At 35.6% G+C, this 15,394-nt stretch carries 15 protein-coding genes; 8 read left to right on the forward strand and 7 right to left on the reverse strand.

Translation table 11 applies throughout. The annotated features are described in order from the left end of the window. Positions 1 to 554 precede the first annotated feature (554 nt). Positions 555 to 1,457 (reverse strand): aldo/keto reductase, encoded by a 903-nt coding sequence (locus tag ACP6PL_RS21725; protein ID WP_426547361.1) that lies wholly within the window; start codon positions 1,455 to 1,457, stop codon positions 555 to 557. A gap of 291 nt (positions 1,458 to 1,748) precedes the next feature. Continuing rightward, entirely contained in the window at positions 1,749 to 1,934 is a 186-nt protein-coding gene (locus tag ACP6PL_RS21730; protein WP_426547362.1) for a Uma2 family endonuclease, read from the reverse strand. Positions 1,935 to 1,973: 39 nt separating this feature from the next. Here ACP6PL_RS21730 and dacB point away from each other — a divergent pair, with 39 nt between their 5' ends. Continuing rightward, positions 1,974 to 3,437 carry a D-alanyl-D-alanine carboxypeptidase/D-alanyl-D-alanine endopeptidase gene (gene dacB / locus ACP6PL_RS21735; RefSeq protein WP_426547363.1) on the forward strand — a complete coding sequence of 488 codons (1,464 nt, stop codon included), beginning with the start codon at positions 1,974 to 1,976 and terminating at the stop codon, positions 3,435 to 3,437. Between the two features lie 72 nt (positions 3,438 to 3,509). Here dacB and ACP6PL_RS21740 read toward each other — a convergent pair whose 3' ends face one another. Further along, positions 3,510 to 3,683, reverse strand: a complete 174-nt coding sequence (locus ACP6PL_RS21740) for a hypothetical protein (RefSeq protein ID WP_426547364.1) — start codon at positions 3,681 to 3,683, stop codon at positions 3,510 to 3,512. Between the two features lie 493 nt (positions 3,684 to 4,176). On the opposite strand from ACP6PL_RS21740, the gene rseP reads away from it, so the two are divergent. The 3 genes from rseP (at position 4,177) to rpsN (ending at position 7,293) form a co-directional block, all read left to right on the forward strand. Further along, positions 4,177 to 5,271 (forward strand): RIP metalloprotease RseP, encoded by a 1,095-nt coding sequence (rseP, locus tag ACP6PL_RS21745; RefSeq protein ID WP_426547365.1) that lies wholly within the window; start codon positions 4,177 to 4,179, stop codon positions 5,269 to 5,271. 499 nt (positions 5,272 to 5,770) lie between these two features. Next, entirely contained in the window at positions 5,771 to 6,445 is a 675-nt protein-coding gene (gene nth / locus ACP6PL_RS21750) for an endonuclease III (RefSeq protein ID WP_426547366.1), read from the forward strand. Between the two features lie 545 nt (positions 6,446 to 6,990). After that, positions 6,991 to 7,293: a 30S ribosomal protein S14 gene (gene rpsN / locus ACP6PL_RS21755; RefSeq protein WP_094671973.1), complete on the forward strand. Its 303-nt coding sequence runs from the start codon at positions 6,991 to 6,993 to the stop codon at positions 7,291 to 7,293. Between the two features lie 228 nt (positions 7,294 to 7,521). Here rpsN and ACP6PL_RS21760 read toward each other — a convergent pair whose 3' ends face one another. After that, on the reverse strand, positions 7,522 to 7,851 hold the full coding sequence (locus ACP6PL_RS21760; RefSeq protein ID WP_426547367.1) for a hypothetical protein: 330 nt from the start codon (positions 7,849 to 7,851) through the stop codon (positions 7,522 to 7,524). Between the two features lie 40 nt (positions 7,852 to 7,891). Here ACP6PL_RS21760 and aat point away from each other — a divergent pair, with 40 nt between their 5' ends. Further along, the gene (aat, locus tag ACP6PL_RS21765; protein ID WP_426547368.1) at positions 7,892 to 8,473 is read left to right on the forward strand and encodes a leucyl/phenylalanyl-tRNA--protein transferase; all 582 of its coding nucleotides are present in this window, start codon (positions 7,892 to 7,894) and stop codon (positions 8,471 to 8,473) included. Here aat and ACP6PL_RS21770 read toward each other — a convergent pair. The 3 genes from ACP6PL_RS21770 to ACP6PL_RS21780 form a co-directional block, all read right to left on the reverse strand. Then, positions 8,447 to 9,433: an alpha/beta hydrolase gene (locus tag ACP6PL_RS21770; RefSeq protein ID WP_426547369.1), complete on the reverse strand. Its 987-nt coding sequence runs from the start codon at positions 9,431 to 9,433 to the stop codon at positions 8,447 to 8,449. The genes aat and ACP6PL_RS21770 overlap by 27 nt on opposite strands. A 68-nt stretch (positions 9,434 to 9,501) precedes the next feature. Next, the gene (locus tag ACP6PL_RS21775) at positions 9,502 to 10,350 is read right to left on the reverse strand and encodes a DUF3598 family protein (RefSeq protein ID WP_426547370.1); all 849 of its coding nucleotides are present in this window, start codon (positions 10,348 to 10,350) and stop codon (positions 9,502 to 9,504) included. Between the two features lie 425 nt (positions 10,351 to 10,775). Further along, a complete protein-coding gene (locus ACP6PL_RS21780; RefSeq protein WP_426547371.1) occupies positions 10,776 to 11,168 on the reverse strand; it encodes a DoxX family protein in 393 nt (130 codons plus the stop codon). Positions 11,169 to 11,575: 407 nt separating this feature from the next. Between ACP6PL_RS21780 and ACP6PL_RS21785 the strand changes: the two genes are divergently transcribed. The 3 genes from ACP6PL_RS21785 (at position 11,576) to ACP6PL_RS21795 (ending at position 14,593) form a co-directional block, all read left to right on the forward strand. Continuing rightward, the gene (locus ACP6PL_RS21785) at positions 11,576 to 12,049 is read left to right on the forward strand and encodes a hypothetical protein (RefSeq protein ID WP_426547372.1); all 474 of its coding nucleotides are present in this window, start codon (positions 11,576 to 11,578) and stop codon (positions 12,047 to 12,049) included. 191 nt (positions 12,050 to 12,240) lie between these two features. Next, positions 12,241 to 12,702 carry a hypothetical protein gene (locus tag ACP6PL_RS21790; protein WP_426547373.1) on the forward strand — a complete coding sequence of 154 codons (462 nt, stop codon included), beginning with the start codon at positions 12,241 to 12,243 and terminating at the stop codon, positions 12,700 to 12,702. 619 nt (positions 12,703 to 13,321) lie between these two features. Continuing rightward, positions 13,322 to 14,593, forward strand: coding sequence for an aspartate aminotransferase family protein (locus tag ACP6PL_RS21795; protein WP_426547374.1), 1,272 nt, complete (start codon positions 13,322 to 13,324; stop codon positions 14,591 to 14,593). Positions 14,594 to 15,394 lie beyond the last annotated feature (801 nt).

A 15,394-nucleotide genomic window follows, 5' to 3' on the forward strand; every position in this document is an offset into this window, starting at 1 on the left:
GTGTCATTAGAAATAGGCGATCGCTTCTTGAATATAATTAGGACTGACGCACCAACCACCTATTGTAGGGGCGAATGGCATTTGCCCTCTACGGATAGGGTATTACCTACGAGTTTGCGCAAGTCCCGATCGTAATAGCTCGTTGAACATTGTCATTGCGTGGCAGTGATGGAAACAGTTAACCTTTAGGAGTAATCATTAATTTAGCCGTAGGCGAAGCCTTCCCTAAAGGTAGCAATCTCTGCCTTAATATATCCAATATATTGAAGAGATTGCTTCGGGGGGTGTTGGGTAGTTCAAATCAAAATAATTTCTGTTTCCTCCCCCCTCGCAATGACTATTTTGACTTTTGACTTAAAGATATGGATGAACAACGAATTGAAGCTTATCTGAATCTGAATAACGCCTTACTACTTAATCGTGAGAATGAGGCAGAATTTGACAAAATTTGGAATGATAATCAAGAATTATTAATAGATTCTGGGTTATGGCAAACAATGTTCCAAGAAACACAGCGGTTGGCATCAGCGGATAATCAAGATCGTGCTAAATTTTTACTCAAAATGGCAAATTATCCGAAATCCCGAGACTATACAAATTTCTTGATCGAGCGACTCCGTAGCCACAATACAACAATGCACTCCCGCTAACGACAATACATATCCCATCGCTTCTTGCATATTCAAAACTCCTGGTTTGAGTAACCTACCGTAAGCAGGTATTTTCATCCCAATAACTCCTACATTTTTTTGTTGCGCTACGGGCAATACTGTGGGAGCAAAAGGTCGAGGATGATGTTTGTCCGCAGCATTTATCGAAACCAGAGTCGTATCAAACGGATAACGGCGCAACCCCTCAGCAATAACATCCGGTTCGTGATGACCTGTAATTCCAGAAAACTTGACTATTCCTTGTTCCTTTGCCTCCTCCATCGCTTTAATAGCACCTTGGGAACCAAAAATTTCGTCTAAAGTTTCCATAAACGAAACATGATGTAACTGCCACGAGTCAAGATAGTCTGTATTTAACCGTTTTAGCGATCGCTCCAATTCTCGCCATGCTCCATCGTGATCGCGTCTACCTGTCTTACTTGCCAAAAATATATCTTTTCTGTAAGCAGGCAAAACTTTCCCTAAATGTTCCTCATTTGCACCGTAACTAGCAGCAGTATCAAAATATCTAATTCCTAAAGATAGAGCAGCCTCAATTATTTCCACAGCCTCTTTTTCTTTCCCACTTTTGTCTACAGGTGTTTTTCCTGCTCCCCCTAAACCTAAAAGTGGCACTTTGACACCTGTTTTGCCTAATATTCGCTCTGGCATTGTGGATGTAGTTGGTATCTCTACAGATGCCACTTTTGTCTGAGTCTGTTTATTCATGGCAGCACCACCGATGATGCCACCTGTAACAGCAACACTTGTCATTATAAAATTACGTCGAGTTGTTTTTTTAGGCATAGTTGTCTATAGTTTTTTCACATTATAACGACTCTAAAAAATTTATGTTGTTTGCTATATTACTTACTTACACACCCAAACAAGAAACCGGGTTTATTACCCTAATTATTCAAATCACGAAATTTTGTCTATTAATATCATGTTCGGGTAATCACTTATAATAAAGTTTTTGTTTGTAGTAGGGCTTCAGCCCTAACTGTAGATGGGGCTGAAGCCCTACTACGAGCTTTAATTACAATAACTATTTAACCGAACATGATATAAGTCTGTAACTGCTAATGTAAAACTTGGTCAAATATCTTCTCCATCTAAATTATCGGTAATTTGTAATAATTTATCTGGCTCTAGTTTATGATAAACTAATATTAATTTTTCATCGGGATTAATCACCCAAACTAACCGACAGCCATTTTCAAAATATTCAACAATTTTTTGATGTAGTTCCTCAAATGTATTATTAGGATAAATTACCTCCACTAATATTTTTTCTCACAATCTATTTTTAGTTAATAGCAAATGTTTCAATTTGACCTCAAAAAAATTATAATTACTTTCTTTGTATTATTTTTCAATCCATTAATCGCACTTAGTCAAGAAACTACTCAAGAAATTTGTCCTGCTGAATTAATTAATAGCATTGATGCTGTAATAAATCGTCCAATTTTAAATCGGTCTCGTTGGGGAATTTTAGTCGAAACTTTATCTAGAAAAACTACAATTTACAGCCGAGATGCTGAATATTATTTTATTCCTGCTTCTACAGCTAAACTCTTAACAACTGCAGCAGCATTACAACAACTTAGACCTCAATTTAAAATTAGAACTTCAGTTTATGGTGATGGAAAAGGCAATATATATGTTGTGGGAAGAGGCGATCCTAGTTTAACAGAAACTCAACTGAAAAATTTAGCTGAACAACTAAAAGAACAGGGCATAGAAAATATTAATCAACTAATTGCTGATGATAGTTATTTTCAGGGAATGGTAGTTAATCCTAATTGGGAATGGGAAGATGTTCAAGCTGGTTATGGCGCACCAATTAATAGTTTAATATTTAATCAAAATGCTATAGATTTAGTTTTGTCACCTCAAGGTTTAGGTCAACCTTTAAAAGTTACTTTTGTGAATCCGGCGGAAAGCAAAAAATGGCAAATTGAAAATAATTCGGTGACTGTAGCAACAAATCAAAAAGAATTTGTGGAAGTAGGACGAGATTTTATTCAACCAATAATTCGTATATCTGGGCAACTCCAAGTTGGCTCGGCATCAGAACCTGTTTATGTAGCAGTTGTGGAACCTGTAGATAATTTTTTAAATAATTTTCGTCAGGTTTTAGAGTCAGAAGGAATAAGCGTTTCTCGAATAGTCAAAAATTCACAAATAACCTCTAATGTAAACTTGACTGAATTAGCTTTTGTCGAGTCTCCCACAGTTGGAGAATTAATAGAAGAAGTAAATAAAAAAAGTAATAATGTTTATGCAGAAGCTTTGTTACGTCAACTAGGAGTTAGGAGTAGATTAGTTCCTAAGAAAAAATCCGATAATCAGACTTTGGCAAAAAGTTTGGAGGAGGTAAAAGTAATTTTAACTAGATTAGGAGTTACTCCCAATAGTTTTAGATTAAATGATGGTTCTGGTTTATCTCGTCATAATTTAGTTAGTCCGGAGGCTTTAGTACAAACTCTCAGAATTATGGCTAATTCTCCCTGGGCAAATATTTATAGAAATTCTTTACCTGTGGCTGGTGTAAGTGGCACATTAAGTCGGCGTTTTAGAAATAGTTTTGCAGAGGGAAATGTACAAGCAAAAACAGGAACAATTAGTGGAGTTTCCGGTTTAGCAGGATATATTCAGCCTAGGAACTTTCAGCCTTTAGTTTTTAGTATTATTGTTAATCAATCTGATTTAGAAACCAAAGATTTGAGAATTGCTATTGATGAAATAGTCTTGCTCTTAACTCAATTAAAATTTTGTGGTTAAATAAAAAAATAAATTACAGGAGATTCCAAGTATGTGAAGTACAAATATTAAACTTTTTGATATTCGGCAGATTTATCTGTGGGTAAACGACGCACATTGAGGCAGGTTAACTGTTTCGGTTTCTTCTTCAAAACTGCCTCCAAAACCTGCAAATTTTCCTTCTAATTTTGTCTTAGTTTTTCGAGTTAATTCACTGACTAATCCCATTTGCTTTAACTGTTGTTGCGCCCATTCATCGTCTGGCATACTTCGAGCTAGGGCAATGAGGGCAGCGTCGCTAAGTCAGTTTTTTTGTAGGAAGACTAATATATGTAGCTAGTACCGCTACGCGGAAGTCAGAATTCAGAATTCAGAATTCAGAAGTTTTGATTGGTAAGGCTTTGAGTATTTTGTCACTGGTCACTTATTTCCGTCATCCTGCACTAGGGTATCTTTGCTTTTACGTTGCAAGACGCTTAATACTTCCAGAATATTCGTAGTAGGGCTTCAACCCGAACAGAGATAGGGCTAAAGCCTTACTAGAAACAAATGTTACCGAATTATATTAATATCATGTCCGGTTAAATAGTTATAATTAAAACTCGTTCGTAGTAGGGCTGAAGCCCGAACATAGATAGGGCTAAAGCCCTACTACAAACAAATATTACTATCTATTAAAGTTAGTTGAGTAAACTTTAGAAAAAATCATCTATAATTAAAATTTAACTGTTTATAATAGGAAATTTAATAGGAATAACTTATGTCCGTATTGTTAGCGATCGCAGTTTTAGGTATGTTGATTGTAGTTCACGAGTTAGGCCACTTTCTGGCTGCTAGACTCCAAAACATCCATGTTAACCGTTTTTCTATCGGCTTTGGCCCTGTACTCTGGAAATACCAAGGGCCACAAACTGAATATGCACTTCGAGGTTTTCCCTTGGGAGGTTTTGTAGGTTTTCCTGATGATGATCCAGATAGTACAATTCCTAAAGACGATCCAGACCTATTACGCAACCGTCCCATTCTAGACCGAGCGATCGTTCTCAGTGCCGGAGTAATTGCTAACCTGATATTTGCTTATTTTCTCTTAGTTTCTCAAGTAAGTATTGTTGGTGTAGCAGATTTTAACTACGCTCCTGGGGTAAAAGTTCCAGAAGTTGCTACAAATGTTAGTTCTGCTGCTGCTCAAGCAGGTATGAAGGCAAATGATATTATTTTGTCAGTTGGTAACCAAGAATTAGGTGCTAACAAAGAAGCTATTTCTACTTTGGTAGAAACAATTCAAAATAATGCTAATAAAACTTTAGAGATGGAAATTCAGCGTGATGGAGAAAAATTATTTCTAGAAGTCACACCAGAATTAGGAGATGATGGTAAAGGTCGCATTGGTGTGCAACTAATTTCTAATGGAGACATAGTAAGAAATCGGACTAATAATGTTTTTGAAGCTTTTAGTATTGGTGCTGAGGAATTTCAAAGAATTGTTCTCTTGACAATTCAAGGTTTTTGGCAGCTTATTAGTAACTTCGGTCAGACAGCCGGGAAACTAGCGGGGCCTGTTGCTATTGTAGACATGGGAGCAAAAATTGCTGAGGATAATGTGGTCGAATTGTTTAGGTTTGCTGCATTAATTAGTATTAATTTGGCAGTGATTAATATTTTGCCTTTGCCTGCTTTAGATGGTGGTCAGTTAGCATTTTTGGCAATTGAGGGAGTTAGAGGTAAACCCTTACCACTTCGTGTGCAAGAAAATGTCATGCAGACTGGTTTGGTATTGTTATTAGGTTTAGGAGTGTTCCTCATTATTCGGGATACTGCTAATTTGGATGGAGTGCGTTCAATATTCCAGAGATAAGTTGGGAATTCAAAATTCAAAAGTCAAAAGTTAAAAATATTAATTGGTATAGTAGGGGCAGGTTCCGCGTTAAATTAATGGTGTTACCAATTATCATCTGAACCCCTCCGCGCCCCAATGCTAGACTACTAAACTGACTTAATGGTTGAAATGTTGATTATGTCAACGTCTCGCTTACATACCGGAACAAGGTACTCATATCAAATCCGCTTGCTACGGTTCCCGAGAAATCGGAGTTACAAGAAACCGGGTTTGTGGGAGCTCAATGTTAGTATGTAAGGCATTTAATACAAACCCGGTTTCTCTGCTTTTTTATAGCGATACTACCAGATTTGATATGACAGGACTTACGCAGGCGAACCCAGAAACCGGATTTTTAGGATAAATCCTTGTTTTTAACTAACATTGATGAAAAAAACCGGTTTCTTTGTTTAAGTCCTGTTTGATTAAGAGACAACTAATTATTCGCTCTACCCTCTTCCTTCTTCCTTCCTCAAAAATGGTAACAACTCGTAAATTTTCAGTGAAGCGACAGCGATCGCTAGAACTGCTCCGTCGTCTAAAGCATCTCTATCCAGATGCTACTTGTACTCTGACTTATGAAACTCCTGTTCAATTACTTGTAGCTACTATTCTTTCTGCTCAATGTACTGATGAACGAGTCAATAAGGTTACGCCCGCTCTATTTCAAAGATTTCCGGATGCTTTAGCACTGGCAAATGCAGATATTGAAGAATTAGAAAATTTAGTGCGTTCCACAGGATTTTATCGCAATAAAGCTAAAAATATTAAAGCTGCTTGCCAAATGATTATTGAGAAGTTCAACTCTCAGGTGCCAAAGCAGATGGAACAACTTTTGCAATTACCTGGAGTAGCAAGGAAAACAGCTAATGTTGTTTTAGCTCATGCTTATGGAATTATTGTCGGGGTGACAGTAGATACCCATGTTAAACGGTTAAGTCAAAGGTTGGGTTTAACTGAATATTCTGACCCAATTAAAATTGAGCGAGATTTAATGGGGTTAATACCTCAGCCTGATTGGGAAAATTGGTCAATACGATTAATTTATCATGGTCGGGCAGTTTGTAAAGCTAAAAATCCTGCCTGCGATAAATGTTCATTGGCTGATTTATGTCAAAATAGCAGTGAAGAGGGAATAGGGAACATTAAATAATTGATAATTGATAATGAATAATTGATAGTTACCTCTTCCTTTTAGGGAGAGGATTGAAGCGGTAGGGAAAATTTTTTCTTCTTTCTCCTTTAAAGGATAGGCTTTATACCTTAATTATTTGGTAATAAAAACATTTCCTAGTCTAAGATTCATCATTAGTCTATGTCCTAAGCAATTCTTTCTGAGCTATATTAAATCTGCCAACTTTGCATCAAAATAAGATTCTCCCCTCAGTCATTGTTAAAATACAAGAAAAGTAGGGGTTTGCTCTCCAAATCCCTACAGTATTGCATTTTACCTATGCTACTGGATTTAATCCAATATGAAAAATTGGGGAAAAGAAAAATTTTATGGTATTATCAGAGATTGGGCAAATCACCTAAAATTAAAGATATCGCAGTCGAAGCAAAGGTTAGGACATTGCTAAATGTTGTTTGCGCAGCATTTCTGCACCGAAAACTAAGTCAGAGATAACTTCTGACTTCTGACTTCTGACTTGCGCGTAGCGCTGTACCAATTATTTTGGAGGAATAAAGTAATTAATCATGGCTAAAAAGAGCATGATCGAGCGTGAAAAAAAACGCAAAAAATTAGTAGAAAAATATGCTGAGAAACGTGAAGAACTCAAACAGCAATTCATGGAGGCAGAAGATTTAGAGGAGAAAATAGAACTCCATCGTAAACTTCAGAGATTACCTCGTAACAGCGCTCCTAATCGTGTTAGGAATCGTTGTTGGTTAACTGGACGTCCCAGAGGGTATTATCGGGATTTTGGACTTTCTCGTAATGTTATCCGAGAAATGGCCCATGAAGGTTTATTGCCAGGAGTTGTGAAGTCTAGCTGGTAAAAGCAATGGATAATTGATAATTGATAATTGATAATGAACAGGACTTACGCAAATAATAGAATTATGCACCATCTGTAGGGGTAAATGGTATTCGCCCCTACTAGATATAGCAGTTATGTGTGAGTCAGTCATGAAAATAATCTGTAATTATCAATTATTTAAAGAAGAGGCTTTGAACCTCTGGGGATTAATTATCAATTATCCATTATTCATTATCAATTATTAATACTATTGCCCACAACAACGTTCTATTCCGAGACTATCTAATAGTAAGTCACTAACGGCATTGGCGATCGCAAACTCCCCATAAAAACTCTGGGAAAAATCAAAGGCTTGCATTTCTGTAACAATGGCAATGACTAATGAACCTAAATCATTTTCCCCTTCCATGCGATGGCGAACAAAAATTTGGGCTGCTCTGTTGGCAATATCTTCGTTCACTTTTTCGGGAATAAACTCTTGATTGAGCCACTTATGTAAGGAAGTTTTTAACCATTGGCCCTCTTCTTGGGGGTTTTGTGCTTTTGGTAAAGTAATTGCTTTGATTGGTTCAGCCATAATTCTAAAGTTTATATTATAAATTGTTGACGTTAGTCCTATGATAGAATATGATATTGATTCGATCATACAAGGATATGCTCAAGGCTATTTCCTCATGGCGAATGATGGAGAGAATAGTTTAGGGTGGTATGGTAGTCGTAAACGGGCCTTAATTCCTTTAGATGATAGATTTCGCTATCCACGGTCATTACGTCGTGTAATTAATCAAAATCGTTTTAGTGTTGCTATTAATAGAGATTTTGAATCTGTGGTTGAGGGTTGTGCAGATCGAGAAACAACGTGGATATCTGGGGAATTGAAACAAATTTACAAAGCCTTAAATGAAGCTGGATATGCTTATAGTTTTGAGACTTGGCAAGGAGATGAGCTTGCTGGTGGAATTTTAGGAATTGTCATTGGGGGTGCTTTTATTGGGGAGTCGATGTTTTACAATATTCCCGAAGGATCGAAGGTGGCGATGGTAAAGTTGGTGGAGCGACTCCGAGAGCGAAAGTTTGTTTTTTTTGATGCTCAGATGAATAATCCCCACTTGGAAAGATTTGGAGCTTATTCTCTCAGCGATAAAAAATATAAAGCACTTTTGAAATTAGCGTTAACTCGTGGATGTAGTCTGATCTAATTTATCTAGTAAGATTTTAACACCATCAACAATCATATCAGGTTCATCTATCCACACAAAATGACCGCTTTTATTGGCTTGAAGTTGAATAGAATTTGTTGATAGATTAGATAACTCTTTGTGCATTTGCTCCCGTAATTGGTTAGCAGATCTGAGAGGAATTAAAAAACTCCACAAAGAAGGTTGGAAAAAAGAATTAGCCTTAATGTTTACAACTGGTATTGAACCAAATTGATTAGCAATTGTAACCTGGTTTCCACTATTATTTAGATTGAGCATTTCTCGACACATTGTAATCCAGTGCTTAGAACGACAAAAAGAACGTTTTACTGAATTTCTAGACTCTTGAGAAAACTGTCGTAATTCAGGTTTAATTAATTCAAATATTCCACATTTTCTTAATAGCTGAATAAATCCTAATATTGAGCCAAAAGTAGACATAACAAAGCCTGAAATAAAGAATAGTTTCAAAGCTTGTAATTGGATAGGCATTTTCAGCATTCCTGTCTCATGGAGTCCATCTGTGAGTACCATTCCCATAACTTTTTCAGGGAAGCGATGAGCATACAATCTGACATTGTAACTGCCAAAGGAATTTCCTACTAAAATGTAAGGTGGCTGAATTTTAGCTTGAGTGAGTAGGGTATCTAATTCTTCGACAATTTGACTGCTAGTTCGAGGATGGGGGCTATGTTCGCTCCATCCAAATCCAGCTCTGTCGTAGATACATACTCGTCCTAATTTTGCCAGTTTTTCTACTAGGAAATATCCCTCTATTCCTCCTAAGCTATGCTCTATAATAATTGTGGGATTACCTTTTCCTAGGGTGTACAAATGTAGATGATAACCGCCGACATCAAATAGCTTTCCTGGAGGTAGTTTTTGATTTTCCAGATAACAGGCGATCGCTTGATAAACTGTTGTAACAATTAGCAAAATAATTCTGATAGATAATGACATTTTTAGTATTCTCATAGATTAAAGATACTGAACCAGAATTACTACTCCCTACTCCCTAAATTATAAATTTATTTAATTTTATGCTCTGTAACTAAGGTCGAACTTACCCATTCTCCTTTGTCATTATAACTACGAATAATTCGTTGACGAAGTTGCGCTTCAACTAACCAACCAAGTTCAAAAAATAAAGCTTTTCTCAATTCAACTTTTACAGGCAAAGTAGCAGAAGCACCATCAGGAAGTAAAAAGACTTGTACAGGTTGGGAACTTTGATCGAAGTGTAAAATTGAACCTTCAATTCTAGCAGTAGAAGTGAGAGTTTTTGGATTAGTATTACCAAAAGTAATTTGCTGAACTAATCGACCTGTATTATCAATATTTAATTCCATTTGAGTAGGATAAGTATCGGGTTTCCGCAAGTCAGGATACATAGTAATAGCTTCTCCCTGCCATTTTCCTAATAAAGCATCTACTGTCAAAGGAGGATTTTCTGAAGCATCTGTTCCAGCTCGTTTTTCTCGAATTAAAGTTAATTTATCAAAATCGCCATCCTTGTTAAATAATTCGACTAAACGTAGACGACGATTTTTATTAACAAAACCAAACTCAGCACCATTAATTGAAAAAGGTGCTATTTGAAAGTTTCCTTTAGAAAAAGCACCTTTTTCAAAAAATAAAAGATTTCTACCTAGAGTCTGATATTCTGTCACTATTTCATCAACTTTTGACTCAGGAGTTTTGGCAAAAGAGTTAAATCGACGTAGTGTTAAACGTACTTGTTTATTTGCTTCATCCAAACTTTCTAAAATCAGAATACTAGGTGTGTCTTTCAGTATTTCTCCCTTGGCAGAAATATTACTAAATGAACCGTGCCATTCACCAAGATTTTGTAGAAAATTTTCCCATTGTGTTTTCATATTTTTTAAGTAGTTTTGCTTTTAGTAATTTCCTATTTGAGAGAGGGAAAAGGGAACACTTAACTCAGAACAGGGAGTTAATATGATGTTTCAATAATTAGTAATTACCTCTTATTAAAAACGATAGGATGGCTTCATCGGAACTTTTTTTCTTTTTTTATCCCTGAAAGGAGACGCTTTAAACATTGATTTTTAAGTAATTAATTTTGCTTATAAAATTAGTAGATTTTTTTAATTTTTTATTCTTTTTTTTACTACTCCCCGACTACCTTTTATTAATCGATAATGGATAATTAATCAATCCGGTTTAAAACTTATCCTAATAATTAATAATTATACTCAAAAATCATTATCCATTGTTCATTATCAATTATGAAAGAGGTAATTATCCATTATTCATTATCCATTATCAATTAATAAATTCCCTACTCCCTATAAATACTTTTCTCATCTAAACTAATTCTACCTGGGCCAAAGGAAGTTACCATTAAAAGTCCTCCTATTAATCCAAGATTTTTCATAAACGCAATTTCTTGAGCAGGGTCTATAAAAACATTATGAAAAATCAGAGTAGCTGGAATTAAAAATCCTACTAATGCAAGTGCCCCATAACGAGCTTTATAACCTACTAAAACAGATAATCCACCTATTAAAAGAACAATAATCGTTGGAATTAATAACCAACCAGGAACTCCAGAAGATTCCATATATTGTTGAGTACCTGCTCCACCCAAAATTTTACCAATAGCAGATTTGATAAAAACGGCAGAGAGGAATATTCTGCCTAAAAGCGAAGTCCACGGCTGTAAATTGTTCATATTCGTTGATTAAAAAAATATAGTTTTCTTCAATCATTTTAATTGATGTTGGCAAATTTGATTGATTTAATAAAAATTTAATCTGAAATCATCCCAGGAAATATTTAACTTTATTTATAATAATAATCTTACTTAAATCAAAATAAATAACTTTGATTTTTTAGAGATGTGAGTAGGAATGTAGTAACTATCCTCCCTGGGGGGAATAGGTTAGGTGGAATCATAGAATACCAATCTGAAATTATTATCCCTGTTTATCATTCTCAGTAATTGTTGTTTCCTAATTCCCAAATATTTTTCGCACAATCACGCTGAGGACTACTATATAATAAGTATCAATATAATAGGCCAGGAATTGATGTTAATCACCTGGTCATCAAGTTTAGATTTTTTAGAGCTTTAGTTTTATGAAAAAATTTGCTTTATTTATATCTGTTGCTTCAGTTATTTTTACTAATAACTTAGCTTTAGCAGGAGAATATGGCGCTAAATGTCTCCATATAGCTAGTAGTAAAATGAGAGGATGTATCGTTGTTGTCTCAACCAGACAAAATAGCTTTGAAATGAATTTTAGGTCTGATAAATATCAAAAGGATAATCTAAGGTTGAGAGGTAACAAAATCATTGAGATTTCAAGTGGTGAACACGCTCAAAAAAGAACTAAAGAAACTATCGGAGCAAGTTTACTTTTAGGACCTTTAGGGGCATTAGTTGGTTTGGCTAAGGAAAAACGCACTCAATTCGCAATTGAATATTGGGATACTCAAAACAAACAAAATATCGCTTTGATTGATATTAAGACAAAAGATAGCGAGCCTTTAAAGCAAGAGTTGGAAAGTTTGACGGGTTTAAAGATTCGGACTACGGAAAATCCTCAATAACGAATTTAGAGTTCAGAAGTTATAAGTAAGAATTCAGAAGTTCAATTCTTACTATATTATTTTTATCAAACTAGAAAAAAGATTTAACTTCTCACTGATTAAAAGGTGGATTGTTAATCCAATGATTTTGATAATACCATTCTGAATATTATCAAAATATTTCTGAAGTTGTTAATTATTTTGCTGAAATTATGAAAAATAAATTAATTAGTTTTGTGTCTGCTTTTTCATTGGTTTTTCCTATTAATCTTGCCTTAGTAAGAACTCATGGTGCTTACTGTTTAATTCAGGATAGTGGGGAGTTAAAACCATGTGAAGTTACTATAGATACCGATGCTGGAACTCTAGATGCAGAATTTAGGAAGGAAGAATTTCAAGATGGTAATTTTAGTTTAAAGAAAGATGATATTACAGAAATTTCTACAGGACAGTATGCTAAAAGTCAAGTAGAAAAAAGTGTCGCTAAAGGTATTCTTTCTCCTCTTGGTGGGATAGTTAGTGCAATAGATAAACAAGCTAGAGTTCAAGTAGCAATTGTTTATTGGGATAAGGAAAATAATGAAAATGTAACTATCGTTGATATCCGTAGTCGAGATGCTCTGTTGTTTAGAAAAGATCTAGAACTTATGACTGGGTTAAAAATCAAGAGATAAATTCTGAATTCTAAATTCTAAATTCATAATTTAGAATCACCTCTCTTTCAAAGAAGAGGATTGATTCAAACATTTTTTTTAAGCATTCAGCTATCACCTATTTATTTTGGAGCAGATAAACTTAATTGGGGGAATTGAGAGAAAATTAAAAATTACTGCTAAATTAGGCTCAGTTAAACTTAGAAGGAATTATTCATTATTGGCTGATAACCTGGTTCTTTTGTAATAGGCTAGCTGAATGCTTACGTTTTTTTTTAATGCTGAATCGATTCATAATTGTTGGGAAATTTAGAAGTTTTAATATGTAAATTTTAATTTGTAATAGAAAATGATTATTTATAATTGATTGAGACCGATATCAGTAAATTATAATATAAATTATCCCAGACTTAAAAAATAGCGATCGCCATCATCACTATTGAATTTATTTATTAATAACAAAAATAAACTTTAAAATAATCTAAATAATAGCCAATAATAGAAATAATAATTGATAAAATATAGTATTAATTTTGCCAAAAATACAATAAATTAAAAAAAGCGGAAAAAATCCATATTCTCTCCTAATATTAAGTTAGTATTGACCTTAATTTTGAGGATATAATTGAGGATATAATTTATGACTTCAGAAACAATAGTTAAACAGTCTTTAGAAACACCTGGTGCATATACAACATTTAGTGCGGACAACTTCAACGCTTATGTAATGAACACCTACGGGCGTTTTCCCATTGCTCTCGAACGGGGTGAAGGTTGTCGCGTTTGGGATACTGAAGGAAAAGAATATTTAGATTTTGTTGCTGGAATTGCTACCTGCACTCTTGGTCACGCTCACCCCGTAATGATGGCAACAGTGTCAGAGCAAATTCAAAGATTACACCATGTATCTAATCTATACTATATTCCAGTTCAGGGAGAATTGGCACAATGGTTAATACAACATTCCTGTGCTGACAAAGCATTTTTCTGTAATTCTGGAGCAGAAGCTAATGAAGGAGCAATCAAACTTGCCCGGAAATATGCCCACGAGAAGTTAAATATCGAAAATCCCACAATTTTGACTGCCCATGCAAGCTTCCATGGTAGAACTCTGGCAACTATTACCGCAACTGGGCAGCCGAAATATCACAAAGGTTTTAGCCCCTTAATGCCAGGATTTTATTATGTACCCTACAATGATATTGACGCTATAGAAAGCGCGATCGCTGAATTAGACAAAGACAAACGACAAGTTGCAGCTATTATGTTAGAAGCACTCCAGGGAGAAGGTGGTGTACGCCCTGGTGATGTAGCTTATTTCCAAAGAATTAGAGAAATTTGTAATGAGAAAGGCATTCTTTTAATATTAGATGAAGTACAAGTAGGAATGGGTCGCAGTGGCAAACTTTGGGGATATGAAAATCTGGGTATCGAACCAGATATTTTTACTTCTGCGAAGGGATTAGGTGGGGGTATTCCCATCGGCGCAATGTTATGTAAATCTCACTGTGATGTATTTGAACCTGGGAGTCATGCTAGCACGTTTGGCGGAAACCCTTTTGCTTGTGCGGTGGCGTTGGCCGTTTGTCAGACTTTGGAACAGGAAAATTTATTGGCAAATGTACAGCAGAGGGGGGAACAGTTGCGAGTAGGATTAAATGCTATTGCAGCTAAATATCCTAACTTATTTACTGAAGTGCGGGGTTGGGGTTTAATTAATGGTATGGAGTTGAATGCAGATGTAGAGTTGACTTCTATTAATATAGTCAAAGCGGCCATGAATGAGGGGTTGTTAATTGTTCCAGCTGGTCCAAAAGTTTTGCGGTTTGTGCCTCCACTAATAGTTACTGAGACTGAAGTCAGGGAAGCTATGGATGCTTTGGCAAGAGCGATCGCTAATATAATTAAGTAGTGTATAGCTATCAAAAAAACCGGCGTTGCTGATTTTAGCTATGATTTTTCTGCCATTGTAGAAACTGGGTTTGTATTAGATACCGATGCCTTACTAACATCTGTCTGCAACAAACCTGCTTTCCCATCGTATAGAACCTATTTGGGATCTATGATCGGGAGTCTGGGGACGTGGGGAGATGGGGAGGTGGGGAGAGTTGGAGTATTTTTCCATCTTTTTCCCCTATTCTATTTTGAGCTGCTCCTTAATTCTCTACGCACCCATACCCCGTACCAAGATATGCTTAGGGATTCTATAACATCCTCCCAATTCTGAATTCTGAATTCTCACCCACCCATACTGGGTAACAAGATACGCTTAGGGCTTCTATACATCAATTCTTTCCCCCAATCCCTCTCCCTCTTTTCTGGAGATACGCTTAGGGCTTCTATAAACTTAGATTTCATAGCTGTATCAACCAATGCAAAAAAACCTTTACATAATATATGTAGAGACATATTCTATATAACGTCCTTACAAATTTATGCTATGGAATCTTCCCTCTCTCCTGACTATTCCTAGTACCGCTACGCGGAAGTCAGAATTCAGAATTCAGAATTCAGAAGTTTTGATTGGTAAGGCTTTGAGTATTTTGTCACTGGTCACTTATTTCCGTCATCCGGCACTAGATATAAATTCATTAATTGATAATGGATAATTGATAATTGATAATTACCTCTGGTTAAAACCGAGAGGATTGAAAATTGGGAAATATCCTAGCACTTTTCTCTTGGTCGATTGGATATGGCGTTTCGGCTAAGA

This window comes from Dapis purpurea BLCC-M126, from assembly GCF_050015975.1.
In the GTDB taxonomy this organism is placed as follows: domain Bacteria; phylum Cyanobacteriota; class Cyanobacteriia; order Cyanobacteriales; family Microcoleaceae; genus Trichodesmium.